We start from the raw sequence: 23,588 nt of genomic DNA, 5'->3' as shown, positions 1-23,588 counted from the left end.
GCAGATCACCATGCCACAGGTGAACGGCGGCCCGGACGGGGTTCGACGACTGCGGTTCACCAGACGCGTACCGACCCTCCCCGTGCGAAGGCGGGGCTGGTCGCGCCTTCCGGGATCTCCTTCAGCGGTTCGGCGATCTCCTCGACCGTCGGGCCGACCTCGGCCGCGATGCGGTCGAGCGCCGCCAGGTCGAAGCCGTAGACGCGGGCGGCGTTGCCGCCGGTCATCGTCGCGACCTCGTCGGGCGGTACCCCCGCGTACGCGATCCGCAGGGCCTCCCGTGTGTACGGGGCGGTGCCCTCGTCGTGCGGGTAGTCGCTGCCCCACATGATCTTGTCGAGGCCGATCCGGTCGCGCAGCGGCACCTCGTGGGGGCGCATGAAGCTGGCGCCCACGTAGCAGTTGTCGCGCCAGACCTCGCTGGGGCTCGCGCCCATCGCGGCGGCCAGGCCCGCACCGAACCTGGATTCGGCGGTGGTCGCCCGGGTCGCCGCCGCGACCAGGCGGCCGTGGTAGTAGTCGAGCATCTCGACGACGCCCGGGATCCAGCCGGAGCCCTGCTCGGTGAGGACCAGTTTGAGTCCGGGGTGGCGGCGGAAGGCCCCGCCGAAGACCAGGTGCCACAGCGCCCGGTGGGAGAACCAGGTCGTCTCCACCATGAAGACGGCGCGGGCCGCCGGTTCGTCGCCGAGCGGCGGGGAGGCCGAGCCGCCGTGGTGGTTCACCGGTACGTCCAGCTCCGCGCAGACCGCCCACAGCGGGTCGTACGCCTGCGAGTACAGCTCCGGGACGCCCGAGCCCGGCGGTGCACCGGGCAGCAGGATGCCGCCGGTGAGGCCCGCCTCCTTGGTGCGGCGGACCTCGCGGACCGCTTCCGCCGGGTCGTTGAGGAGGATCTGTGCCACGCCCGCGCGCCGGCCCGGTGCCTGCGCGCAGAAGTCGGCGAGCCAGCGGTTGTGGGCGCGCAGGCCGGCCCAGCGCTGTTCGTACTCCTGCCGGGAGGGCGCGGGGGCCATCAGGGAGGCGGAGGGGAAGAAGGGCGGGATGGTGTTCGGGAACACCACTTCCGCGACGATGCCGTCGGCCTCCAGCTCGGCGAGGCGGCGCTGCGAGTTCCAGTTGCGGTCGGCGGTTTCGGCGACCAGGTCCTCGTACGGGTTGACGTAGGCCGCCGCCCAGGCGTCGAAGTCGTCGTGGTGCTTCGACTCCAGGTAGGGCCGGTAGTCCAGGAGGTCGGCGCCGGCGTGGCAGTCGGCGGAGATGACGGTGTAGCGCTCGCGGGGCATCAGCCGGCCCCCAGGACCGGGAAGTCGTGGCCGGTCAGCCAGTGCCGGCCGGTCTCGCGCGAGCGCGCCCAGGACGCCTCGACCGCCGCCTGGTCGGTGCTCTGGCCCAGGTCGGCCGGGGTGGGGCCGATGCGTTCGGCGATCGGGGCGAGCTTCGCCGTGTCGAAGCCGAACACCTCGGCCGCGGCGAGACCCAGCATGCGGCGGGTCTCGGCGACGGGGATGTCGTGGAAGGTGTCGCGCAGCCACTGGGCGGTGTTCGGCCAGGTGCCCTCGGGGTGCGGGAAGTCGCTGCCCCACAGAATGTTGTCGACGCCGATCTCGTACCGCTGGGCGAGTTCGCGGCGCTTGGTGTTCGTGGCGCAGACGAAGACCTGGCGGTCGAGGTACTCGTGCGGGGGCCGCTTCAGCTCGGCGAACGGGGAGAGTTTCTTGCCGCCGTGGGCGCCGAGGTAGAGCCGGTCCATGAACCAGAGGAGGTTCGGCAGCCACCAGCAGCCGGACTCGGCGACGCCGAACCTCAGCCCGGGGTGGCGTTCGAAGGCGCCCGACCAGAGCAGGAACCAGAGCGGGCGGGACGGCCACCAGGTGACCTCGGAGACGTAGATCCCGAGGTGGTCGCCGTACTCGTGGCGCGGGGCCGCGCCGGAGTGCGTGACCACCGGCATCCCCGTCTCGGCGGCGGCCGCCCACACGGGGTCGTAACGGCGGTCGTGGTAGGGCGCCTTGTCCACCCACATGGAGGGGATCATCAGCGCGCCGAGGCCGGACTCCTTGGCGCGGTGGACCTCCGCGACGACCCGGTCGACCTCGCCGGTCACGGGCAGCAGGGCGACCCCGCAGTGGCGTTCGGGGTTCTGCGAGACGAAGTCGGCGAGCCAGCGGTTGTGGGCCTGCGCGCCCGCCATGCCCAGCTCGGGGTCCTGGTCGCCGGAGAGGCCGAGACCGACGCCGAAGGGCGCGGCGGTGCGGCTGTCGACGGCGTCCGCGTCGGGGAAGACAACCTCGGCCGCCACCCCGTCGCCGTCGAGTTCCTTCAGGCGCCTGCTGGCGTCCCAACCGCCCTTCAGTCCCTCCTCGTTGTCGTGGAACCACTTGTCGGCGAAGGCCTCGTTGCGCACGCCGAGGCGGGTCATCTCCTCGCGGCGGCGGTCGCGCCCGGCGAGGAAGCCGTCGAAGTCCCGGTGGAAGCGGGGGTCGAGATAGGGCCGGTACTCCTCCGTGGGCAGACCGGCGTGGCAGTCGGAGGAGATGATCAGGTACGGGTCGTCGGTCATCGCTCGCTCCTCAGTCGAGTATGAAACTCTCCAGGTACGACGGGTTGGCCCGCTCCAGCATCGACTGCGACCTGGCGCGGATCTGCCGGTCGCTGTGCTCGCTGTCCGGCAGCATCCAGAAGCGGTCGGCGCGTATCCCGTCCACGACGGTCGCCGCGACGTCCTCCACCGGGGTGAACTCCACCTCGTGGCCCGCCGCCCGCATCGCGGACTCCCACTGGCCGAGGCTGCGGTACGGGGTCCTGCGCGGGTGTTCCTTGGCGTACCGCTCCGGCCGGTTGCGGTGCGACTCCCACAGCCCGGTACGGAGCATGTGCGGGCCGGGGAAGAGCACCGAGGCGCCGACCGCGACGCCCTCCGCCTTCAGATGTGCGTACAGCGACTCGGTCATCGTGACGACGGCGGACTTGGTGACCGCGTACACGGAGGCGGTCGGCAGCGGGGCGATCCCGCCGTCACCGGAGGAGGTGTTGACGACGTGGCCGGGGGCGCCGTCCGCGATCATGCGCGGCACGAACGCCTGGATGCCGTGGAAGACACCCCAGACGTTGACGGCGAACGCCCATTTCCAGTCGTTCGGTTCGTGGTCCCACATCCGGCCCTCGGCCCCGGAGCCGACACCGGCGTTGTTGCACAGCACGTGCACGGCGCCGAAGGTGTCGTACGCGGCTTCGGCCAGGGCCTGGACGGAGTCGCGTTCACCGACGTCGACGGCCCTGGCCAGTACCCGCGCACCGTCCTGGCGCAGTTCGCCCGCCGCCTTGTCGAGCGCGTCCTCCTCCACGTCGGCGAGGACCACCTTCAGCCCCTCGGCGGCGAACCTGCGTGCCATCGCGAGGCCGATGCCGCTCGCGGCGCCGGTGACGACGGCGACCTGCCCCTCCTCCAGCCTCATCGGGCGCTCCCTTCCGGCGGGCCGTCGTGGATCTGCTGCGGGTCGTCGTAGCGCTGGTGGATGTACGGCAGCAGGGCCTTCGCGCTCACCCGTTCCACGGCCCTGCCCCGCTGGTCGCTGGTCTTCTCGCCGATGGTGAGTTCGACCAGCCGCCGTACGGGGAGGTCGGCGACCGGGTCGTACACCGACTCGCGCAGCACCACGTCGCCCGAGAGGCGTTCCAGGCGGCGGACCTTCTCGTGGCGGGTGCAGTGGATCAGCACGGGGTCGGAGTCGAAGCCCTCGCCGTCCACAGCGGGCAGGAACTTGAAGTAGAAGTCGAGTTTGCCGGCCGGTTCGGGCAGGGGCAGCGGGCCGCTCACCGCGCCGCGCACCTCGACGAACTCGATGCCGTGCCGGGCGAGCGCGGCCCGGACGACGAGGCCGTCGCGTTCGACGGTCACCTCGCCGAGCTTCTTCGGTTCGCCGAACACCTCGCGGCCGCCGGTCAGCGCCCGTTCATGGGTCATCGGCATGACGAGCGGATACCAGCCCTCGTGGCCGTCGTGGACTGCGGCGACCGCGACGGAGCCGGCGCCGAGCGGGTAGCCGGGAAGTTCGACCGTGCTGATACTGGCCCGGACGAGCGGGCGCCCGGCCGGTTCGAGGGGCGGCGGCAGGACGGCCGCCACCGCTTCGGGGTCGCTCTCCCAGAGGGCCACCACACCGGTGGACCAGATGTCGGGGAGCTGGGAGCGGGCCGTGCGGGCCGCCGCGATCTCGGCCTCGGTGCGCGCGCCGTACCGTACGCGTGCCATGTCGTACCACCCTTCTCGGTCGTCCGTGGATCGGTCTCCGTGCCGGGTTCTGTAACACAGTTACACCGATGCCGATGAAGGGTAAATAGGCATGCACGTAACGGAGTTCGAGAACCAAGGAGCGTTGTGGCGCGATCGTCGCTGACCCGCGAAGAGGTCCTGGACACGGCCGCCGCCCTGGTGAGGCGGCACGGGCCGCAGGCCCTCACCATGCGCGCCCTCGCCACGGAGCTGGGCACCGCGGTCACGTCGATCTACTGGCACGTCGGCAACCGTGAATCGCTGCTGGACGCCCTCGTCGAGCGCACCGTGCGCGAGATGGGCACCCTCGGCCCGGCCGGCCGGACCCCGGCGGCCCGCATCGTCTCCGTCGCCCGTGGCCTGCGCCGCGAGCTGCGGGCCAGACCGCATCTGATCGCGATGGTCCACGAACGGGGGCTCACCGAGCGGATGTTCCTCCCCGCGCAACAGGCCCTCGTCCACGAGGTGCACGCCGCGGGGCTGCGCGGGGCGCGGGCGGCGGCGGCGGTGCGGGCGGTGCAGTTCCAGACCGTCGGCTTCCTGCTCGTGGAACGCAACCGGGAGCGGTCCCCCGTCCAGTCCCCCGGCGAGGGCGATCTGTGGGCCGCGTCCACCGCGGACGACGACCCGGCGCTGGCCCGTGCGCTGGCCCGGCCCGCCGACCCGGACCGGCTGTTCGCGGATTCCGTACGGGCCCTGGTGGAGGGGCTGCTGGCGGGCCCCGGGCAGCGGGGGCCGGGGCCCGGCACCGGGGCCCGGGGGCGAACGGCCGAATAGGAGACTGTCAGTGGCGGCCCGTATTCTCTGTGACCATGCTCGACGACCGCCAGACCGCAGCACCGTGGCCGACCGCCTACCCCCAGGGGTACGCGGTCGTCGACGTGGAGACCACCGGACTCGCACGGGACGACCGGATAGTGTCCGCCGCCGTCTACCGTCTGGACGCGCAGGGCGATGTCGAGGACCACTGGTACACCCTCGTCAACCCCGAGCGCGATCCCGGCCCGGTCTGGATCCACGGCCTGACCAGTGAGGTGCTCGAAGGCGCCCCGCTGTTCCCGGAGATCGCCGCGCAGCTCTCCGAGCGGCTCGCGGGCCGCGTCCTCGTCGCGCACAACGCGGCCTTCGACTGGTCGATGCTGGCCCGGGAGTACGCACGGGCCTCGGTCGTCGCCCCCGTCGAGCAGCGGCTGTGCACCATCGCGCTCGCCAAGGAGCTGCGGCTGCCGCTGCCCAACCACAAGCTGGCGTCGCTGGCCGCGCACTTCGGCGTCGTGCAGCAGCACGCCCACCACGCCCTGGACGACGCCCGGGTGCTGGCCGAGGCGTTCCGGCCGAGCCTGCACGCGGCGGCGCGGGACGGGGTGCGGCTGCCGCTGCTGGAGTGCCGGCCGCTGACCGAGTGGTCGGACTCCCCGGTCACACCGAGGATCGGCTATCAGGCTTCGTACGGTCAGACCAGCTGGCGCCCCTCGCGCAAGCGCCCGGCGTGCCCGTATCCGAACCCCGGGCGGTACCAGAAGGACAAACCTCTCATGCAGGGCATGCGGGTGGCCTTCTCCGGGGACACCTCCGTCGACCGCGAGCTGCTGGAGGACCGGGCCGTGGAGGCCGGGCTCCATGTGGCGACCAGCGTCTCCCGGCTGACCAGTCTGCTGGTCACCAACGACCCGGACGCGGCGACGTCGAAGACCGTCAAGGCGAAGTCGTTCGGCACACCGATCCTGGACGAGAGCGCCTTCACCCATCTGCTGCGCGACGTGGCACCCGCCGGCGCCCAGGTGCCCGCGCCGTCATCGGAGTGAACCGGCGGCGACTCGCCCGCCCACGCTCGCCCGCCGCCGCCCCCGCGTCCCACCCTGTGGCGCATGGCACGTTGTGAGGTTTGCGGAAACGACTACGGCATGTCGTTCGAGGTGCACGCGCAGGGCGCGATCCACGTCTTCGACTGCTTCTCCTGCGCCATCCACCGCATGGCGCCCATCTGTGAGCACTGCCGGGTCCAGATCATCGGCCAGGGTGTCGAGGTCGACGGGCACTGGTTCTGCGGCGGGCACTGCGCCCGCGCCGAGGGGAAGGTGGGCATCATCGACAAAGTCTGAAGCGCGGTCGTGTCCCCTTCCCCGACCCCTGCGCGTCGCACCCCACGGCACAGTTGTACGGTCGTGGGGTGTACCGCTTCCTGTTGACCCGGCAGTGGCTGATCCTCGCCCTCCTCGCCCTCGTCCTGATGCCCACCATGGTCGAGCTGGGTTTCTGGCAGCTGCACCGGCATGAGCACAAGGTCGCGCAGAACTCCCTGATCTCCCGCAATCTCAAGGCGGAACCGGTTCCGGTCGCCTCGCTCACCGCTCCGGGTCACACGGTCCCGCGCTCCGACTACTGGCGCACGGTGACCGCCACGGGTACATACGACACCGCGCACCAGGTGGTCGTGCGCCGCAGGACCTCCACCGACGGCCGGATCGGTGTCCATGTGCTGATCCCGCTCGACCTCAAGGGCGGCGGCACGGTCCTGGTCAACCGCGGCTGGGTGCCCTCCGCCGCGAGCCAGCAGGCCTTCCCCGACGTACCGGCCGTGCCCGGCGGCGAGGTGACCGTCACCGGACGCCTCAAGGCCGACGAGACGACCGGCGCCAGCGGCATCAAGGACATCTCGGACCTCCCGGACCGCCAGGTGATGCTGATCAGCAGCACCCAGGAGGCCAAGAGGCTCTCCCGGCCGGTGCTCGGCGGCTACATCGAGCAGACCGCGCCCGAGCCCGTCGGCGACTCCCCGGAACTGATCGAGGCCCCCGACGACGGCTCGATCGGCCCGCACATGGCGTACGCCGTGCAGTGGTGGCTCTTCGCCGCCGGTGTCCCGGTCGGGTACGTGGTGCTGGCGCGCCGGGAGAAGCGCGACCGGGCACAGGCGGCGAAGGCCGCTGCCGGGGAGCAGCAGCCCGCCGAGCCGGAGAAGCCGGAACCCGCCACGGCCTGACACCGTTTCCGCCGGATGCGGGCCGGACATACCGGCCGGGTGACCCACGCCGCCCGGATCTGCTTAACGGGGCCCCGGTTCGGGAACACGCCAGAACGTGACCCCACGCATCGAGGACTACGCCCTCATCGGCGATCTCCAGACAGCCGCCCTGGTCGGCAGAAACGGTTCTGTCGACTGGCTCTGTCTGCCCCGCTTCGACTCGGGAGCCTGCTTCGCCGCCCTGCTCGGCGACGAGGACAACGGCCACTGGCGGATCGCCCCGAAGGGTGCGGAGACCTGTACCCGGCGCGGCTACGCGGGTGAGTCCCTCGTCCTGGAGACGGTCTGGGAGACCCGCACCGGGACGGTCAAGGTCATCGACTTCATGCCGCAGCGCGATCAGGAACCCGACGTCATGCGGATCGTCGAGTGCGTCAGCGGCACCGTCGAGATGAGCTCCGTGATCCGGCTGCGCTTCGACTTCGGCTCGGTCGTGCCCTGGGTGCGCCGCTCGCAGGGGCACCGGGTGGCGGTCGCGGGGCCGGACTCGGCCTGGCTGCGCAGCGAGCCGCCGGTCAAGACCTGGGGTCAGCAGTTCTCCACCTGCTCGTCGTTCACCGTCTCCGCGGGCGAGAAGGTGGCGTTCGTACTGACCTGGCATCCCTCGCACTCGCCCCGCCCCGAGCTGGTCGACCCGTACGCGGCGCTGGAGAGCACTCTGTCCGACTGGGCCGAGTGGTCCGCCCGGTGCAAGTACCGGGGCCCTTACCGGGAAGCGGTGATCCGCTCGCTGATCACGCTGAAGGCGCTGACCTTCGGCCCGACCGGCGGCATCGTGGCGGCGCCCACCACCTCGCTGCCGGAGGAGATCGGGGGCGTCCGGAACTGGGACTACCGTTTCTGCTGGCTGCGGGACTCCACGCTGACCCTCGGCGCCCTGATCTCGGCCGGCTACCTGGAGGAGGCCGCCGCCTGGCGGGACTGGCTGCTGCGGGCGGTCGCCGGGGACCCGGCCGACCTCCAGATCATGTACGGGCTCGCGGGAGAACGCAGACTGCCCGAGGCGGAGCTGCCGTGGCTGCGCGGATACGAGAGCTCCTCCCCGGTCCGGATCGGCAACGCCGCGGTCCGTCAGCGTCAGCTCGATGTGTACGGGGAGGTCATCGACTCCTTGCGGCTGGCCCGTGAGGCGGGTCTCGACGACAAGCCGCACGCCTGGAGTCTGCAGCTCAGCCTGCTCGGCTTCCTGGAGTCCACCTGGCGGGAGCCGGACGAGGGGCTGTGGGAGATCCGCGGCCAGCGCCGTCACTTCGTGCACTCCAAGGTGATGGCCTGGGTCGCGGCCGACCGTGCCGTGCGCACCCTGGAGAACAACCCCGCACTGGCCGGCGACGCCGAGCGGTGGCGGGCGATGCGGGACGCCGTGCACCGGGAGGTCTGCGAGAAGGGGTACGACCCGGAACGGAACACCTTCACCCAGTCCTACGGCTCACGGAACCTGGACGCCGCGACCCTGCTGATCCCCCGGACCGGTTTTCTGCCGCCGGACGATCCCCGGGTGATCGGTACGGTCGACGCGGTCCGGGCCGAGCTGGGCCGGGACTGCCTGGTCCGCCGCTACAGCACGGACGGCGGCTCGATCGACGGACTGCCCGGCAGCGAGGGGGCCTTCCTGGCGTGCTCGTTCTGGCTGGCCGACGCCCTGCGCCTGACCGGGCGCACCGAGGAGGCCCGGGATCTCTTCGAACGGCTCCTGGCGCTCCGTAACGACGTGGGGCTGCTCGCCGAGGAGTACGACACCGTCGGCCGCCGCCAGCTGGGCAACTTCCCGCAGGCGTTCAGCCACATCGGCCTCGTGGGCACCGCCATGGCACTGGCCGGGGAGGACACGCTGGAACCCGACGGGGCAGGATAGGGGCCATGGATCTTGGACTGAAGGACCGCGTGTACATCGTCACCGGAGCGACCCGGGGGCTCGGCAACGCCACGGCGCGGGTGCTCACCGACGACGGGGCGAGGGTGATCGTCACCGGCCGGGACGCACAGCGCGCCGAGGCGGCCGCCGCCGACCTGGGGCCGGACGCGGTCGGCCTCGCCGCCGACAACGCCGACCCCGCGTCCGCGCGGCGTCTGGTGGACGAGGCGCACGAACGGTTCGGCCGGCTGGACGGCATTCTCATCAGCGTCGGCGGGCCGGCCCCCGGTTTCCTCGCCGACAACACCGACGAGCAGTGGCAGTCGGCCTTCGAGTCGGTGTTCCTGGGCGCGGTACGGCTGGCCAGGGCCGCGGCGGCCGTGCTCGGCGAGGGCGGTGTGATCGGCTTCGTGCTCTCCGGCTCCGTGTACGAGCCGATCCCCGGGCTGACCGTCTCCAACGGGCTCCGTCCCGGCCTGGCCGGTTTCGCCAAGTCGCTGGCGGACGAGCTCGGTCCGCGCGGCATCCGGGTGGTGGGCGTGCTGCCGTCCCGGATCGACACGGACCGGGTGCGTGAGCTGGATGCCCTCTCGGGCGACGCGGAGGCCGCCCGGACGGCCAACGAGGCGCAGATCCCGCTGCGGCGCTACGGCACCCCGGAGGAGTTCGGCCGGACCGCGGCGTTCCTGCTCTCCCCCGCGGCCTCGTATCTGACGGGCATCATGGTGCCGGTCGACGGCGGCTCCCGGCACGGCTTCTGAACCGGAGCCCGGCCCCGGTCGCGGCGGCAGCGGCGGTCAGCTCACCCGTTCCGCACGGTGCCTGACCGCCCTCAGCCGCACCTCGGCCGGCAGCTCGGCCAGCCCCGCCGAGTCCCGCGCATGGGCCAGCGCCTCGTCGGTGAGGCGGCCGAGCGCCTCGTCCGGCGCCGCGTGCGGTTCCATCAGCAGGCGGATCCTGGCATGCGGCGAGCTGCGCCGGCCGGTCAGCGCGACCTGGGCGCGGGCCACCCCGTCCAGCGTTCCCGCCTCACCGGCGAGCACCCCTTCCAGGGCCCGGCCCCGCAGCAGCGCCCCCTCGCCGTCCCCGCTGTCCACCAGCACCTCGGCAAGGCGGGCGCGGCGCAGCTGGGCCAGCAGCCACCACAGGGCGAGGACGACCACGACGGCGAGGACGGCGATCACCGCCGGCCACCACCAGCCCTGGTCGCGCCAGCGGTTCCGGTCGGCCGCGCTGATGAGCACGTCGCCCTTGCCGTACCAGGGCCACCAGGACGGCACGGCGAGGCCGAGACCAGCGGCGAGCACCGCGCCGCCGCCGCAGATCAGTACCAGCCCGGCGAGGCCGAGCAGTGCCCGGTTGACGGTCCTGAGCAACGGGCTCACCCCTTCTTCGTGGGCCGGCGGACATGGACGGACAGGCTCGGTGGCCGGGCCAGCCCGAGTTCCCTCATGCCGGTCCCGAGCACGGTGTCCAGATCGGCCCGTACGTCGTCGAGTTCCCGGAAGTGCGAGACGGCGCGCACCACCGCCCGGCCCCGGCCCATCCGGACCCGTACCGACTGCACTCCGGACACCTCGACGGCCCGGTCGCGCAGGACCAGTGCGGCCGCGGACCGGTCGAGTGCGGCCCGTACGGCGGGACGGTCGCGGCGCATGGGCAGCAGGGCGCGGAGTCCGGGGGTGACGGCGAGCACGAGGAGCCAGAAGCCGATGGCCACGGCGAGCGCGGCGGCGGCGAGCAGCCAGGCGTTCTCCAGGGGGCGCTCGGCGAGCTGGTCGGCCAGCGCCCGGCGCCACCGCATCGCCGGGCGGTCGGCCCGCACCGCGGCCACGTCGTAGAGCAGCAGCCCGCTGCCGCCGAGGACCACGAGCGCGAGGAGCGTCGCGGGGATCCGGCGCGCCGACCAGAAGCGGCCCGCCCCAGCGGCGTCCTCCTGCCGCGCGGGCTCGGGGTCGTACGCGGCCGACGAGGCGGACTGGTCGAGTTCGAGCACGTCCCCCTGCTCGGCGGCGCCGTCGGCGGGCGGCCGTCCGGTGCGGTGCTCCGGTTCGTGGGGCTCGGTCACTGGATCCTCCCCTGTGCCGCGGCGCCGGCTCCTGTCGGATGCAGGCGCTCGACCTGTACGGCCACCTCGGGCACTTCCATTCCCGCCAACGCTTTCACCCGTTCGGCGACATGGCGACGCACCCCGCCGCACTGGCGGCCGATGTCGCAGGGATATCCGAGCTCCAGGCTCACCCGCACCCGGGCGGCGCCCCGGTGCACCGTGACCGTGGCGCGCGGTGCGCCACCCTGTTCCGGCGGCTCGTCGATCGCCTCCTTCGCCGCCTGCGCGGCGATCTTCGCGACCACCCGGTCGGCGATCCGGGTCTCCCCGCGCTCACCGGCGGCGATCCGGTCCTTCACCCCCGACAACGCCGTCACCGCCGTCGGTCGCCGCGCTCGCGACTGCGGAAGAAGTCGCCGAGCTCCAGGTCACCCTCCAGGAGACGGCCGGCGACGAAGCCCACCGCTCCCAGGGCGGCCACCAGCAGGAAGGCCCCGAACCCGCCGAAGTACCCGGCGAATGCGAGCGCCATGCCGGCCACCATGCCGACCACAGCCATGCTCATCGTGCGCTCCTCAACTGCCTTGCGCCGGAGGTCTAATGGAGACGTGACTCGGACTGGTCCTCTTCGTCGGCCTCGTCGGGCAGCTTCACGTCGCTCACCGCGATGTTGACCTCGACGACCTCCAGCCCGGTCATCCGCTCGACCGCGGCGACCACGTTCTCCCGTACGTCACGGGCGACGTCGGAGATCGAGACGCCGTATTCGACGACGATCTCCAGGTCGAGCGCGGTCTGGGACTCCCCGACCTCCGCCTTCACTCCGCGGGTGACGGACTTGCCGCCGCCGGGCACCCGGTCGCGCACGGCTCCGAAGGTGCGCGAGAAACCACTGCCCATGGCGTGGACGCCGACCACGTCGCGGGTCGCCATTCCCGCGATCTTCTCGACCACACCGTCGGCGATGGTCGTCCGGCCACGGGTGGCGGGGGCGCCCCCGCCACGCCTGGTGATCTGGGTCGATTCCTTGTCGGGGCTCTCCGGGCGGTTCCGCTGAGTGGTGTCGGTCATCGCCATTTTTCCCTTCTGGGCAGGTTGGACCTCTTTGCCCACATTAGGTGTGCTTGCCCCGTCTCGCGCCGTGAATGCGGCAGGCTGGGGCAATGACGACGGCTGACGACCCGCGCAGGGCGGACGGATGGACAGCGGCGGTCCGGCAGCGGCTCGGTCTCGGTCGGCTGCTTCCGCTGGGCGGTCCGGCGGACGGGGCCTGGATCTCCGAGCGGGCCGCGGTCGCGGTGCTGCGCGGGGCGGTGGCGGTGGCGGGTCCCGGCCCCGTGCTCGGGGAGCTCAGGATCTCGGTGGCCGATCCGGACGGGGCGCCCCTGGCGGAGGTGGAGGCGCCGCCGAGCGCGCTGCGGCCGGGTCCGCTGCGGATCGAGGCGGCGATGTCGGCCGTGTCCGGTCAGCCCCTGCCTGCCGCGGCCGAGGCGCTGCGCGCGGCGCTGCTGACGGCGGCCGGACAGCGCCTGGGCCTGGTGGTTGCCGCGGTGGACGTCCGGGTGACGGAGCTGCTCGACACGGCACCGGAACGACCGGCTCCCGCCCCGGCCGAGGTGCGCCCTGCACCGGCGGAGGGGGTCGCGGGGACCGCGGCTGCGGGCGTCCCCGGCGTGGTGACGCCGACCCGGGCGCTGGGCCATGCGGTGCACGCGCGGCCGGGCCATGTGCGGGTCGAGCTGGCGACGGCCTCGGACCACCGGGCGCTCGACGTGGCCCGTGCGGTGCGGGGCGCCGTGGCCGCGGCGGTGGAGGGGCACCCTTCGGTCGCGGTGCTGGTCACGGCGGTGGTGGAGCAGGGCTGAGCGCGGGGCGGGGCACGACCGTGGCGGAACAGGGCACGACCGTGGCGGAACAGAGACGAGCGCGGGGCGGGGCCGGGGTCCGGGCCCGCCCGTGAGCGCGGCACGGAGGCGCTGACCGGCCGCGCCGATGATGGGAGTGCCCGGCCCCGCGACGCCGCCCCGTGACCGGCCGGCCGGTCTCAGTCGGTGATGCCCGCCAGATCGCGCAGCCGGCGGCCCTGCGCGGCGCGTTCGGCGACGCGCTGCTCCTCGTAACCACGGGAGACGGCACCGCTCAGCAGCGCCTTGGTCTCCACGACGGCGTCGCGCGGGGCGGCCAGCAGCGCGCCGGCCAGATCGCGGGCCGCGGCGTCCAGCTCACCGGCCGGAACGACGAGGTTGGCCAGGCCGGTGCGCTCGGCCTCCTCGGCGTGCACGAAGCGGCCCGTGGCACAGATTTCGAGCGCACGGGCGTACCCCACCAGGTTCACCAAGGGGTGCGTACCGGTGAGGTCGGGCACCAGACCGAGGCTGGTCTCACGCATGGCGAACTGCACGTCCTCGGCGACGATCCGCAGATCGCAGGCGAGGGCGAGCTGGAAGCCGGCACCGATCGCATGCCCCTGGACGGCCGCGATCGACACGATGTCGTTGCGGCGCCACCAGGTGAACGCCTCCTGGTACTCGGCGATGGTCGCGTCGAGCCCGGCCTCCGAACCACGCGCCATGTCGAGGAAGGACGGCTCGCCGTCGAACCCCTCGGGGGTGAACGCCTGCCGGTCGAGTCCCGCGGAGAAGGACTTGCCCTCGCCGCGGAGCACGACGACCCGCACGCTGCCGGGCAGTGCCCGTCCGGCCTCCGTCAACGCCCGCCACAGAGCGGGGGACTGAGCGTTGCGCTTGGCCGGATTGGTGAGGGTCACCGTGGCGACCGCGTCGTCGACGGTGAGTCGTACGCCGTCCTTGTCGAGCACAGAGTCGAGCGAGGTCATGGGGCGCCTCCGGATCGGTTCAGTCAACGTGAAGAGCTAAGTGACTGAACAGTAACCACCCGGACGGCATCGCTGCCGACCGGGTGGCCACCACCGAAATCCGGTGAGCCCCGGGGCGGGCCGCACGGCCTGCCCCTCGACCCCGGGGCGTCAGGCCGTGGCGGCCTTCTTGCCCCGCGTCGCTCCGCCGCGTCCCCGCAGCGTGACTCCGGACTCACTGAGCATCCGGTGGACGAATCCGTAGGAGCGGCCGGTCTCTTCGGCCAACGCCCGGATGCTCGCACCGGAGTCGTACTTCTTCTTCAGGTCTGCCGCGAGCTTGTCGCGCGCGGCGCCGGTAACCCGGCTGCCCTTCTTCAGAGTCTCGGCCACCCGTGCCTCCTCATGGGAAGTGCGCTCTGGACTCTCATGATCACCCCTCACGAGCTTCCTGGCCACCCATTCGGCAAGGTCCGTACGAGCGGGTTCCCGGCCGGGGAACGGGCCGACACGACCGGAATTTCGCATTCCGCCGGGCTGTGGCGACAGGCGGGCCGAGGCCCTGAACCGAACCGGCAGGTCAGGGCCACACGGGGTGCACGGCCGCCATACGGGTGCGCCCGGCAGGTATCTGCCGGGCGTCGCGCCAGGGTACGAGACGCACTCACGCAGATGATGGATCACGCGTAGGCCGAATGATCCAGACGGAGTGGATCAGACGGCGGCGACCCGGATCAGGCCAGTGCGACCAGGTCCTGGTAGTCCGCGCCCCACAGGTCCTCGACGCCGTCGGGCAGCAGGATGATGCGCTCCGGCTGGAGCGCCTCGACCGCGCCCTCGTCGTGCGTGACGAGGACGACGGCGCCCTTGTACGTGCGCAGCGCGCCGAGGATCTCCTCGCGGCTGGCCGGGTCGAGGTTGTTGGTCGGCTCGTCCAGCAGCAGCACATTGGCGGAGGAGACCACCAGGGTGGCCAGGGCGAGACGGGTCTTCTCACCGCCGGAGAGGACACCGGCGGGCTTGTCGACGTCGTCGCCGGAGAAGAGGAAGGAGCCCAGCGTCTTGCGGACCTCGACGAGGTCGAGATCGGGCGCCGCGGAGCGCATGTTCTCCAGGACGGAACGGTCCGGGTCGAGGGTCTCATGCTCCTGGGCGTAGTAGCCGAGCTTGAGACCGTGGCCCTCGATCACCTCGCCGGTGTCGGGCTTCTCGGCGCCGCCGAGAAGCCGCAGCAGTGTGGTCTTGCCCGCGCCGTTGAGGCCGAGGATGACGACCCGGGAGCCCTTGTCGATGGCGAGGTCCACATCGGTGAAGATTTCGAGCGAGCCGTACGACTTGGACAGGCCCTCCGCCATCAGCGGGGTCTTGCCGCACGGTGCGGGCTCGGGGAAGCGGAGCTTGGCGACCTTGTCGGAGACCCGGACGGCCTCCAGACCGGACAGCAGCCGCTCGGCGCGCTTGGCCATGTTCTGCGCGGCGACGGTCTTGGTGGCCTTCGCGCGCATCTTGTCGGCCTGCGAGTTGAGGGCCGCGGCCTTCTTCTCGGCGTTCTGCCGCTCGCGCTTGCGGCGCTTCTCGTCGGCCTCGCGCTGCTGCTGGTAGAGCTTCCAGCCCATGTTGTAGATGTCGATCTGGGCGCGGTTGGCGTCGAGGTAGAAGACCTTGTTGACGACCGTCTCGACCAGCTCGACGTCGTGGGAGATCACGATGAAGCCGCCGCGGTAGGTCTTGAGGTAGTCGCGCAGCCAGACGATCGAGTCGGCGTCGAGGTGGTTGGTCGGCTCGTCGAGCAGCAGGATGTCGGCGTCCGAGAAGAGGATGCGGGCCAGCTCGACGCGGCGGCGCTGACCACCGGAGAGCGTATGGAGCGGCTGTCCGAGCACCCGGTCGGGCAGGCTGAGCGCGGCGGCGATGGTGGCGGCCTCGGCCTCGGCGGCGTAACCGCCCTTGGTGAGGAACTCCGTCTCCAGGCGCTCGTACTTCTTCATCGCCTTCTCGCGGGTGGCGCCCTTGCCGGTCGCCATCCGCTCCTCGTTCTCCCGCATCTTGCGCAGGATCTCGTCGAGGCCGCGGGCGGAGAGGATGCGGTCGCGGGCCAGCACGTCGAGGTCGCCGGTGCGGGGGTCCTGCGGGAGGTAGCCCACCTCGCCGGAGCGGGCGATGGTGCCGCCGACGGGGTTGCCCTCGCCCGCGAGGCACTTGGTGAGCGTGGTCTTGCCCGCTCCGTTGCGGCCGACGAGGCCGACGCGGTCGCCCTTGGCGATACGGAAGGAGGCGGACTCGATGAGGATGCGGGCGCCGGCACGCAGCTCGATGCCGGAAGCGGTGATCACGGTAAAACTCCAGGGCGGTTCGGACGGCTGACGGGACGAGGGCGGAGGTGTCTCGACGCCGCTAATGCACAAGGAGAATTGCCATACGGGCCATTCTACTGGCGGTGTGCAACTGCTTTTCCGCATGCGTCCACGGCACCGGCCGGACGGTCGCCCCGCGCCACCGTCCCACCCCACCGCGCAATGAAAAAGGGCATAGCGGTGTGAACTATCCGATACTCGGCGAAGGTGCGGAGGCGATGGGAGCACCGCGGCCGGAGCGGAGGGTGGTGCCCCATGCAGTTCGACGACGACGCCGACCTGGACACGTCCGAGGTCCAGGACGTGCGCGGCAGCCGGATCCCGGGCGGCAGGGCCACCGTGGGCGGCGGCATCGCCGGCCTCATCGCGCTGATCCTGGGGCTGTTCTTCGGGGTCGGCCCGGAGCAGCTCGGCCTGTCGGACGGCGGTCCGGACACGACGCCGACCGCGTCGACGGCGGCACAGGTGCAACAGTCCTGCCGGACCGGGCAGGACGCGAACACCAGGGACGACTGCCGGACCGTGGCCGTGGTCAACAGCGTGCAGGACTTCTGGCAACAGGAGTTCCAGCGGCGCCGGGGCACGTACACGCCGTCGCGCACCGTCCTGTTCAGCGACCGGATCGGCACCGCGTGCGGCTCCGCGACCTCGGCGGTCGGGCCGTTCTACTGTCCGGGCGACCGGCAGGTCTACCTGGACCTGGGGTTCTTCGACGAACTGCGGACCAAGTTCGGCGCCGGCGGCGGCCCGTTCGCCCAGGCCTATGTCGTCGCCCATGAGTACGGACACCATGTACAGGACCTGATGGGGACGCTGGAACGGTCCCAGGACGGCCGGACCGGCGAGAACAGCAACGCGGTCCGGGTGGAGCTCCAGGCGGACTGCTACGCCGGGGTCTGGGCGCACCACGCGACGACCACGCCGGACGAGTCGACCGGGCGGCCGCTGATCACCTCGCTGACGCAGGCGGACATCCGGGACGGGCTCGACGCGGCGGCCGCGGTCGGCGACGACCGGATCCAGGAGAAGTTCCAGGGCCGCGTCACGCCGGAGTCCTGGACGCACGGCTCGGCCGCGCAGCGCCAGCAGTGGTTCACCACCGGCTTCCGCAGCGGCGACATGGCCGACTGCAACACCTTCCGCTGAGCCCGGAGCCGGACCGCACGGCCGCCGCGCCGGGCCGTTGTCGGTGGCGGATGGAAGACTGAGACGCAGATCACAGAACCGGGTCACGGGAGTACGAAAAGGGGTGAGCGTCATGGCAGGCGCACCGGCCGGCGTTCCGACGATCTATCCGACGATTCTGTACGACGACGCGAAGGCCGCGATCAGGACCTTGACCCAGGGCCTCGGCTTCACCGAGGAAGCGGTGTACGAGGGCGAGGGCGGCCAGGTGCTCCATGCCGAGCTGTCCTGCGGCAACGGCAGGGTGATGCTGGGCTCCAAGGGCCGCGAGGGCGTCTTCGCCAAGGCGATGCAGGGCGCGGGCCCCGCCGGTGTCTACGTCGTGGTCGACGAGGTCGACGCGCACCATGCCAGGGCGGTGGAGCACGGGGTGGAGATCCTGATGCCGCCCACCGATCAGGACTACGGCTCGCGCGACTACATGGCGCGGGACGCCGAGGGCAATGTGTGGAGCTTCGGGACGTACGCACCGGGGTCGGCGGACTGACGGCCGGACCGGCCCCGGGGCGGGGCCCGTCCGGCGCGGGGTGTCAGGCGCCGCCGGTGTGCACCTGGAACGCGGCCCGGCGCACCGCCTTGGCCAGCGCCGGGTCCGGGTGCGCGGCGGCCAGGGCCACCAGCACCTGCACGGTGCGCGGATGGCCGACGGCCCGGACCTCGTCCAGCAGGGCCGGCACCGTGCCCTGGACGGCCGAGTCGAGATGGCGGACCAGCAGCCCGGTCTCGCCGTGGTCGGCGACGGCCGCCGCGGTGTCGACCCAGAGCCAGGTGGCCTCCTCCCGGCTGAGGACGTCCTGGGCGTCCTCGGGGTCGGTTCCGTCGTACTCGGCCAGCCAGAGCAGTGCGTAGGGGCGCAGCGAGGGGTCGGCGACGACGGAGCGCACCTCGGGTTCGGCCGGGGCGCCGACGACCCGGAGCGCCTCGAAGGCGAGCCCGCGCAGGAGCGCGTCCTCGCCGCGGGCAACGGCGATGAGTTCGGCGACGGCGCTGCCGACGGGACGGGCGGCCAGCCAGGCCCGGTACTCGTCGCGGGCCGGGCCGGGGGTGAGCCGGGCGCAGCCCAGCAGCATGTCGGCGGCGGACTGCTCGATGTTCCCGGCCGGGCTCTGGGCCGCGACGCAGATCTGTTCCAGCTTGACCCAGACCGCCCAGTTGCCGAGCGGGGTGAGGGTGGCGTGGCCGGTGCCGAGGGTCAGCGCCCCGACGGCGGCCAGTCCCTCCAGGGCCCAGTCGAGCAGGAGCGCCACCAGGGCGGCGGGGTGCGCGGCCGGTGCGGTGTCGGCCGGTGCGGGCAGCGGCCGGGGTCCGTAGGGCACCTCGCAGCGCTCCTCGCGCAGTTCCGCGACGCGCTGGCCGAGCAGGTCCAGCAGGGCGGGCACGGTGACCGGGCCGGCCGAGAGCTGGAGGAGGGAGAGGACCTGCGGCACGGCCTCGACGGCCTCGGCGACCGCGGTGGACTCGATGTCCGCGGGCGCCGGGTGGACGAGCGACCAGGCGTCGAAGAGCGCCACCCAGCCGCGGAGCACGGCGGAGTCGTCTCGGTCCCAGGCGCGCAGCCGCCAGCCGGGGCGTGCGGTGTCGCCGTGCAGTTCGACGAGGCCGGCGAGCCTGGCGCGGTCCCAGCCGGAGCGCACCTGGGCCGGGGACAGTTCCAGAGCGGTCGCGGCCCGTTGGAGTGCCTGGGCGGCGAGCGGTGGTGCGCCGGGGATCGCGCCGTCGGCCGCCCAGCGGGCGATCCGTACGGCGTCGGCGAGGGCCGTCCTGGCCTGCCGGGCCAGTTCCGACCGGGGCGGAGTGCCCTCCGGTGGGCGGGGTGCCGGCCTGGTGCGCCGGGTGGTCACGGCCTTGCGGGCGGTCGCAAGGGGTCGCGGGCGGACAAGTCGCAGCCTGGAGTCGCGCGGGTTACGGGACGTCACGGGAGCAGTCTTGCCCCTGACGGCCCGAAAGCCCAAACGGAACCCGAATTCCCGGTGGAGGGGCTGGTGGACGGGGCCCTGGACCAATCGGCCGAACCCGCGCATCACCTCACATCAGGGGCGTGAGGAAGCGGCGCAGGGTCTCTTCGTAGTGGTCCGGATCGGCATTCCACATTGCCGCATGCGGAGCCTGCGGTACGGCGTGCAGGGCGATCAGCTCCGGGCGACGGGCGGCGAGGTCGCGGGAGGGCTGCCAGGGGGCGAGCCGGTCGTCGGGGCCGTGGAAGATCAGGGTCGGGGCGCGCAGTGCCGGGGCGAGGGAGCCGTCGAGCAGCCGGGCGCCGCGCAGTCCGGTCTGCCCCTCGGCGGCGCGGACGGCGAGCGGCAGCAGGGCTGCCGGGACGCCGCGGGCGAGGGCCAGGGCGCGCAGCGTGGTGGCCCAGTCCAGCACCGGGGAGTCCAGGACGAGGCCGCAGATCCGGTCGCGCAGCGCGGAGTTGACGGCCGCGAGCAGCGCCATGGAGGCGCCGGTGGACCAGCCGTGCAGGATGACCTTCTCGGCTCCGTACCGCACGGCGAAGCGGATCGCGGCGTCCAGGTCGCGCCATTCGGATTCGCCGAGATGAGCGAGGCCGTCGGGGGACCTCGGGGCTCCGGCGTCGCCGCGGTAGGCCAGGTCGAGCACGGGCAGCCGCAGGCCGTGCAGGAACCTCATGACGTTCATGGGGTGTTCCCGGGTGGTGCCGATGCCGTGCACGGTGATGACCCAGGTGTCGCGGGGGCCGGGCAGGAACCAGGCGGGCAGGGTGCCGAGTTCGCCGGGGATCTCGACGTCCCGGTGGTCCAGGCCGAGGGCCGAGGACGGGTCGCCGCTGTGCAGCTGCGGGGTGACCCGGACCTTGGCACCGGTCTCCAGGCTGCCGCGGTCGACGCGTTCCAGTCTGCGGACGACGGTGTCGGGGGCGTGATGGGCGTGCTCGATCACCGGGCCGACCACGGCGTGGACGTCCTTGCCCGTCAGTCCGTACGTGCCGGGCCGCAGGGCGGTGAAGGAGCGGGTCAGGGTGACCTGCCCGGCCGCCGTGGCGTGGACGGTGAGTCTGCGGTCGGCGGGGAGGGGTCGTCCGGACGGCGCCCTGAGGGCGGCGTCGCTGGCGTACCGGCCGGCCGCGACCGCTGCCGCACCGACGCCGAGGATCGTGGTGACGGCTGCTGCCGTAACTGTTGCCGGGCGCACCGCTTCAGTGTCGTGGCGGGTGCGGGACCCTGCCAGCGGGCGGGGCGGCCCCTACGCCGTCCGGTGGACCGGACCGGCCGGTCGGCCCGGTTGTCCGTACGCCTTCAGCGCCTCCTGCACATCCTGCAGCTGCTCCGGGGAGAGCAGGCTCGGGCCGCGTCCGGGGACGGAGCTCGCGGCGAGCCAGAGCCTGCAGAGCCATTCCAGCTGGGCGGTCCGGTCGTAGGCCTGGTCCAGGGTGGCTCCGTAGGTGACGGTTCCATGGTTCTGGAGCAGGCAGCCGGTGCGGTCGCGCAGGGCGGCGAGCATGTTCACGGCCAGTTCCTCGGTGCCGTAGCGCGCGTAGGGGGCGACGCGGACGGGGCCGCCCAGCATGGCGGCGGCGTAGTGGACCGGGGGGACCCCGGGAACCAGTGTCGAGACGGCGGTGGCGTGCACCGCGTGGGTGTGCACGACGGCGGCCGCGTCGGTGTTCCGGTAGACCGCGAGGTGGAGGGGCAGTTCGCTGGTCGGGGCGAGTTCGCCGAGCACGCGGTTGCCCTCCGGATCGACGCCGACGGCGTCCTCGGGGCCCAGCCGGTCGTACGGCACCCCGCTCGGCGTGACCAGGATGGTGTCGCCGACCCGTGCCGACACGTTGCCCGAGGTCCCGACGACGAGGCCCTCGGCCGCCGTCCGCCGGGCGGTGGCGACGACGCCGTCCCAGGCCCGTCCGATCGCGTCCCGCTGCTGATCGCTCATGCGCCGATCCTGTCAGCCCCGAGGGCGAACGGGTATGCGATCGGCCACAGTGACGCCCCGCCGCAAGCCGCCGTCCCGCCCCTCCGGAAGCCCCCGTCACTCCTTGCCGCACGGCCCGGACACTCCCCCGCCGGCAATAAGCGGAATACTCTGGCTCCAGTTTGGAACACCACAGCGACCTGCCCAGTTCACCTTCCGTTCACCCAGGTTGCCTACGGTCCACGTGCCAATGACGTCGAACGATTGCCTGGGTAAATGGAACACATCACGCTGCTACTCGCGATTGTGATCGTGACAGCTCTAGTGTTCGATTTCACGAACGGTTTCCATGACACCGCGAACGCGATGGCGACCACCATCTCGACCGGTGCACTCAGACCGAAGACAGCGGTGGCCATGTCCGCCGTTCTCAATCTCGTCGGCGCGTTCCTGTCGGTGGAGGTCGCCAAGACGATCTCCGGCGGGATCATCAACGAGGACGGGCTGCGGACAGAAGTCATCTTCGCGGCACTCGTCGGCGCCATTCTGTGGAACCTGCTGACCTGGCTGGTCGGACTGCCGTCCAGCTCCTCGCACGCCCTGTTCGGCGGTCTGATCGGCGCGGCCGTGATGTCGGCCGGCTGGTCGTCCGTCAACGGCGGCACCGTCGTCACCAAGGTGCTGCTCCCCGCGGTCGCCGCCCCGATCGTCGCCGGTCTGGCCGCGCTGCTGGCCACCAGGCTGACGTACCGGATCGGCGGCAAGGTCCGCAACGACGCCCAGGAGAAGGCCACCGCCAAGGGTTACCGGGCCGGCCAGATCGCCTCGGCCGGACTGGTCTCGCTCGCCCACGGCACCAACGACGCGCAGAAGACCATGGGCATCATCACCCTGGCCCTGGTCACCGGCGGCGTCCTGAACCCGGGCGCCAACCCGCCGGTCTGGGTCATCGTCTGCGCCGGTACGGCCATCGCGCTCGGCACCTACCTGGGCGGCTGGCGCATCATCCGCACCATGGGCAGCGGGCTCACCGACCTCAAGCCGCCGCAGGGCTTCGCCGCCCAGACCAGCGCGGCCACGGTCATCCTGGCCTCCTCGCACCTCGGCTTCTCGCTCTCCACCACCCAGTCCTGCTCCGGCGCCGTGATGGGCGCGGGCCTCGGCCGGCAGGGCGGTGTGGTCCGCTGGTCCACCGCCACCCGGATGTTCGTCGCCTGGGGTCTGACCCTGCCGGCCGCCGGTCTGGTCGGGGCGGGCGCGGAGCTCCTCACCAAGCAGGGCACCTGGGGTGTCGTGGTCGTCGCGGCGCTGCTGGTCGCGGGCTCCGGTGCCATCTGGCTGGTGTCGCGCCGCAAGCCGGTCGGCCACGGCGACGTCGCCCCGTCGGACGGCGACGCCGAGCCCGCGGGCGTCGTCACCCAGGCCATCGCCGCCGTCAGCCCGCCGCCCACCGCGGCCGCGGCCCAGACGCCGGACCTGAACCTCACGACCACCATTCCGGCCCCGGCCGGAACCACCCAGGACCCGGCGCGACCCGCCACCGTCTGAGCCGTCCGACAGGCCGGCCGTCTAAGGAATCAGCATGAACATCGACTGGGCAGCCCTCGGCTCCGTATTCGGCGTCTCCCTCGTTGTCACCGTCGCGCTGGTGGGCCTCTTCACCCTGGGCATCGTCGGCCTCTCCAAGCAGCCGGAACCGGCGGCGCAGGGCGGCTCCGGCGGCTCGCTGCTGCTGGCCCGCGCCGGCGCGTACGTCTGCTTCGGGCTGTGCGCGGCGGCCGTCGCGTACGGGATCTATCTGATCGTCGCCTGAGCAGCTCCCGCGCACGCTCCCCCGTCGGGCCGGACACCATGTGTGTCCGGCCCGATGTGCGTCTCAGCACACTGCGCCGCCGCAGGTCAACGGCAGGTTGACGGGCGTTCGCAGAGCGTGGTGGACTGCCGGAGCCAATTACGGCGACAGCAGAGGAAGCCGGTGCGAATCCGGCGCGGTCCCGCCACTGTCACCGGGGAGCGGTCCCCCACACCGGAAGTCACGGCTCGCGCGAGCGGGCTGGAAGGCCGGGGGAACCGCGGATCCGGGAGCCAGGAGACTCTTGTCGCCGGTCACGTCGAACCAGGGCGCGGACCCTGAGTGAGGACATATCGCCATGCC

At 72.4% G+C, this 23,588-nt stretch carries 26 protein-coding genes and 1 riboswitch; of the genes, 11 read left to right on the top strand and 15 right to left on the bottom strand.

Features of this window, described 5'->3' with window-relative positions; all coding sequences use genetic code 11:
* Positions 1-56: 56 nt before the first annotated feature.
* The 4 genes from ACFYY1_RS05830 to ACFYY1_RS05815 are packed head-to-tail and all read right to left on the bottom strand — an operon-like array spanning position 57 to position 4,255.
* Complete coding sequence (locus tag ACFYY1_RS05830) at positions 57-1,286, bottom strand: amidohydrolase family protein (RefSeq protein ID WP_388581288.1); 1,230 nt, start codon at positions 1,284-1,286, stop codon at positions 57-59.
* Positions 1,286-2,563 carry an amidohydrolase family protein gene (locus ACFYY1_RS05825; protein WP_388581285.1) on the bottom strand — a complete coding sequence of 426 codons (1,278 nt, stop codon included), beginning with the start codon at positions 2,561-2,563 and terminating at the stop codon, positions 1,286-1,288. Before ACFYY1_RS05825 ends, ACFYY1_RS05830 begins: the two co-directional genes overlap by 1 nt.
* Before the next feature lie 10 nt (positions 2,564-2,573).
* Positions 2,574-3,458, bottom strand: coding sequence for an SDR family NAD(P)-dependent oxidoreductase (locus ACFYY1_RS05820; RefSeq protein ID WP_388581283.1), 885 nt, complete (start codon positions 3,456-3,458; stop codon positions 2,574-2,576).
* Entirely contained in the window at positions 3,455-4,255 is an 801-nt protein-coding gene (locus ACFYY1_RS05815) for an acetoacetate decarboxylase family protein (RefSeq protein WP_388581280.1), read from the bottom strand. Before ACFYY1_RS05815 ends, ACFYY1_RS05820 begins: the two co-directional genes overlap by 4 nt.
* Before the next feature lie 126 nt (positions 4,256-4,381).
* Here ACFYY1_RS05815 and ACFYY1_RS05810 point away from each other — a divergent pair, with 126 nt between their 5' ends.
* From ACFYY1_RS05810 to ACFYY1_RS05785, 6 genes are all read left to right on the top strand, one after another.
* Positions 4,382-5,053, top strand: a complete 672-nt coding sequence (locus ACFYY1_RS05810) for a TetR/AcrR family transcriptional regulator (RefSeq protein WP_388581277.1) — start codon at positions 4,382-4,384, stop codon at positions 5,051-5,053.
* 29 nt (positions 5,054-5,082) lie between these two features.
* Entirely contained in the window at positions 5,083-6,081 is a 999-nt protein-coding gene (locus ACFYY1_RS05805) for a DEDDh family exonuclease (protein WP_388581275.1), read from the top strand.
* A gap of 63 nt (positions 6,082-6,144) precedes the next feature.
* Positions 6,145-6,378 carry a hypothetical protein gene (locus ACFYY1_RS05800; protein WP_388581272.1) on the top strand — a complete coding sequence of 78 codons (234 nt, stop codon included), beginning with the start codon at positions 6,145-6,147 and terminating at the stop codon, positions 6,376-6,378.
* A gap of 68 nt (positions 6,379-6,446) precedes the next feature.
* The gene (locus tag ACFYY1_RS05795; RefSeq protein ID WP_388581269.1) at positions 6,447-7,259 is read left to right on the top strand and encodes an SURF1 family protein; all 813 of its coding nucleotides are present in this window, start codon (positions 6,447-6,449) and stop codon (positions 7,257-7,259) included.
* Between the two features lie 97 nt (positions 7,260-7,356).
* Positions 7,357-9,156, top strand: coding sequence for a glycoside hydrolase family 15 protein (locus ACFYY1_RS05790; RefSeq protein WP_388581267.1), 1,800 nt, complete (start codon positions 7,357-7,359; stop codon positions 9,154-9,156).
* A 5-nt stretch (positions 9,157-9,161) separates the two neighbouring features.
* Positions 9,162-9,917, top strand: coding sequence for an SDR family oxidoreductase (locus tag ACFYY1_RS05785; RefSeq protein WP_388581265.1), 756 nt, complete (start codon positions 9,162-9,164; stop codon positions 9,915-9,917).
* A gap of 36 nt (positions 9,918-9,953) precedes the next feature.
* Here ACFYY1_RS05785 and amaP read toward each other — a convergent pair whose 3' ends face one another.
* The 5 genes from amaP to ACFYY1_RS05760 are packed head-to-tail and all read right to left on the bottom strand — an operon-like array spanning position 9,954 to position 12,277.
* On the bottom strand, positions 9,954-10,532 hold the full coding sequence (gene amaP / locus ACFYY1_RS05780; protein WP_388581540.1) for an alkaline shock response membrane anchor protein AmaP: 579 nt from the start codon (positions 10,530-10,532) through the stop codon (positions 9,954-9,956).
* A 5-nt stretch (positions 10,533-10,537) separates the two neighbouring features.
* Positions 10,538-11,224, bottom strand: a complete 687-nt coding sequence (locus ACFYY1_RS05775) for a DUF6286 domain-containing protein (protein WP_388581262.1) — start codon at positions 11,222-11,224, stop codon at positions 10,538-10,540.
* Positions 11,221-11,583 (bottom strand): hypothetical protein, encoded by a 363-nt coding sequence (locus ACFYY1_RS05770; protein WP_388581259.1) that lies wholly within the window; start codon positions 11,581-11,583, stop codon positions 11,221-11,223. The genes ACFYY1_RS05775 and ACFYY1_RS05770 overlap by 4 nt, the downstream gene beginning before the upstream one ends.
* Positions 11,580-11,771 (bottom strand): hypothetical protein, encoded by a 192-nt coding sequence (locus ACFYY1_RS05765; protein WP_351255172.1) that lies wholly within the window; start codon positions 11,769-11,771, stop codon positions 11,580-11,582. The genes ACFYY1_RS05770 and ACFYY1_RS05765 overlap by 4 nt, the downstream gene beginning before the upstream one ends.
* A 32-nt stretch (positions 11,772-11,803) precedes the next feature.
* On the bottom strand, positions 11,804-12,277 hold the full coding sequence (locus ACFYY1_RS05760; RefSeq protein ID WP_388581256.1) for an Asp23/Gls24 family envelope stress response protein: 474 nt from the start codon (positions 12,275-12,277) through the stop codon (positions 11,804-11,806).
* Positions 12,278-12,369: 92 nt separating this feature from the next.
* On the opposite strand from ACFYY1_RS05760, the gene ACFYY1_RS05755 reads away from it, so the two are divergent.
* A complete protein-coding gene (locus ACFYY1_RS05755; protein WP_388581253.1) occupies positions 12,370-13,071 on the top strand; it encodes a hypothetical protein in 702 nt (233 codons plus the stop codon).
* 179 nt (positions 13,072-13,250) lie between these two features.
* Here ACFYY1_RS05755 and ACFYY1_RS05750 read toward each other — a convergent pair whose 3' ends face one another.
* The 3 genes from ACFYY1_RS05750 to ACFYY1_RS05740 all read right to left on the bottom strand — a co-directional run bounded on the left by ACFYY1_RS05750 (position 13,251) and on the right by ACFYY1_RS05740 (position 16,354).
* Positions 13,251-14,042 carry an enoyl-CoA hydratase/isomerase family protein gene (locus ACFYY1_RS05750; RefSeq protein WP_388581251.1) on the bottom strand — a complete coding sequence of 264 codons (792 nt, stop codon included), beginning with the start codon at positions 14,040-14,042 and terminating at the stop codon, positions 13,251-13,253.
* Between the two features lie 150 nt (positions 14,043-14,192).
* Positions 14,193-14,414: a helix-turn-helix domain-containing protein gene (locus ACFYY1_RS05745; protein ID WP_018518904.1), complete on the bottom strand. Its 222-nt coding sequence runs from the start codon at positions 14,412-14,414 to the stop codon at positions 14,193-14,195.
* A gap of 341 nt (positions 14,415-14,755) precedes the next feature.
* Positions 14,756-16,354, bottom strand: a complete 1,599-nt coding sequence (locus ACFYY1_RS05740; RefSeq protein WP_388581248.1) for an ABC-F family ATP-binding cassette domain-containing protein — start codon at positions 16,352-16,354, stop codon at positions 14,756-14,758.
* A 276-nt stretch (positions 16,355-16,630) separates the two neighbouring features.
* Here ACFYY1_RS05740 and ACFYY1_RS05735 point away from each other — a divergent pair, with 276 nt between their 5' ends.
* Positions 16,631-17,521, top strand: a complete 891-nt coding sequence (locus ACFYY1_RS05735) for a neutral zinc metallopeptidase (protein ID WP_388581245.1) — start codon at positions 16,631-16,633, stop codon at positions 17,519-17,521.
* 112 nt (positions 17,522-17,633) lie between these two features.
* Positions 17,634-18,047, top strand: a complete 414-nt coding sequence (locus ACFYY1_RS05730) for a VOC family protein (RefSeq protein ID WP_388581242.1) — start codon at positions 17,634-17,636, stop codon at positions 18,045-18,047.
* Between the two features lie 43 nt (positions 18,048-18,090).
* Here the strand turns inward: ACFYY1_RS05730 and ACFYY1_RS05725 are convergent, their stop codons facing one another.
* From ACFYY1_RS05725 to ACFYY1_RS05715, 3 genes are all read right to left on the bottom strand, one after another.
* Positions 18,091-19,401 (bottom strand): hypothetical protein, encoded by a 1,311-nt coding sequence (locus ACFYY1_RS05725; protein ID WP_388581538.1) that lies wholly within the window; start codon positions 19,399-19,401, stop codon positions 18,091-18,093.
* A 184-nt stretch (positions 19,402-19,585) separates the two neighbouring features.
* A complete protein-coding gene (locus tag ACFYY1_RS05720) occupies positions 19,586-20,713 on the bottom strand; it encodes an alpha/beta hydrolase (RefSeq protein ID WP_388581239.1) in 1,128 nt (375 codons plus the stop codon).
* 51 nt (positions 20,714-20,764) lie between these two features.
* On the bottom strand, positions 20,765-21,454 hold the full coding sequence (locus tag ACFYY1_RS05715) for a class II aldolase/adducin family protein (protein WP_388581236.1): 690 nt from the start codon (positions 21,452-21,454) through the stop codon (positions 20,765-20,767).
* Between the two features lie 255 nt (positions 21,455-21,709).
* On the opposite strand from ACFYY1_RS05715, the gene ACFYY1_RS05710 reads away from it, so the two are divergent.
* Both ACFYY1_RS05710 and ACFYY1_RS05705 read left to right on the top strand, forming a co-directional pair.
* Positions 21,710-22,981, top strand: coding sequence for an anion permease (locus ACFYY1_RS05710; protein ID WP_388581233.1), 1,272 nt, complete (start codon positions 21,710-21,712; stop codon positions 22,979-22,981).
* A gap of 34 nt (positions 22,982-23,015) precedes the next feature.
* Entirely contained in the window at positions 23,016-23,246 is a 231-nt protein-coding gene (locus ACFYY1_RS05705; protein WP_124718378.1) for a hypothetical protein, read from the top strand.
* 151 nt (positions 23,247-23,397) lie between these two features.
* A riboswitch (cobalamin riboswitch) is annotated at positions 23,398-23,529 on the top strand.
* Positions 23,530-23,588 lie beyond the last annotated feature (59 nt).

Origin of the sequence: Streptomyces sp. NPDC001890 (assembly GCF_042891445.1) — a bacterium.
Taxonomy (GTDB): domain Bacteria; phylum Actinomycetota; class Actinomycetes; order Streptomycetales; family Streptomycetaceae; genus Streptomyces.
The sequence above is the reverse complement of the archived record's forward strand: the minus strand, read 5'-3'. Positions and strand labels throughout refer to the sequence as shown.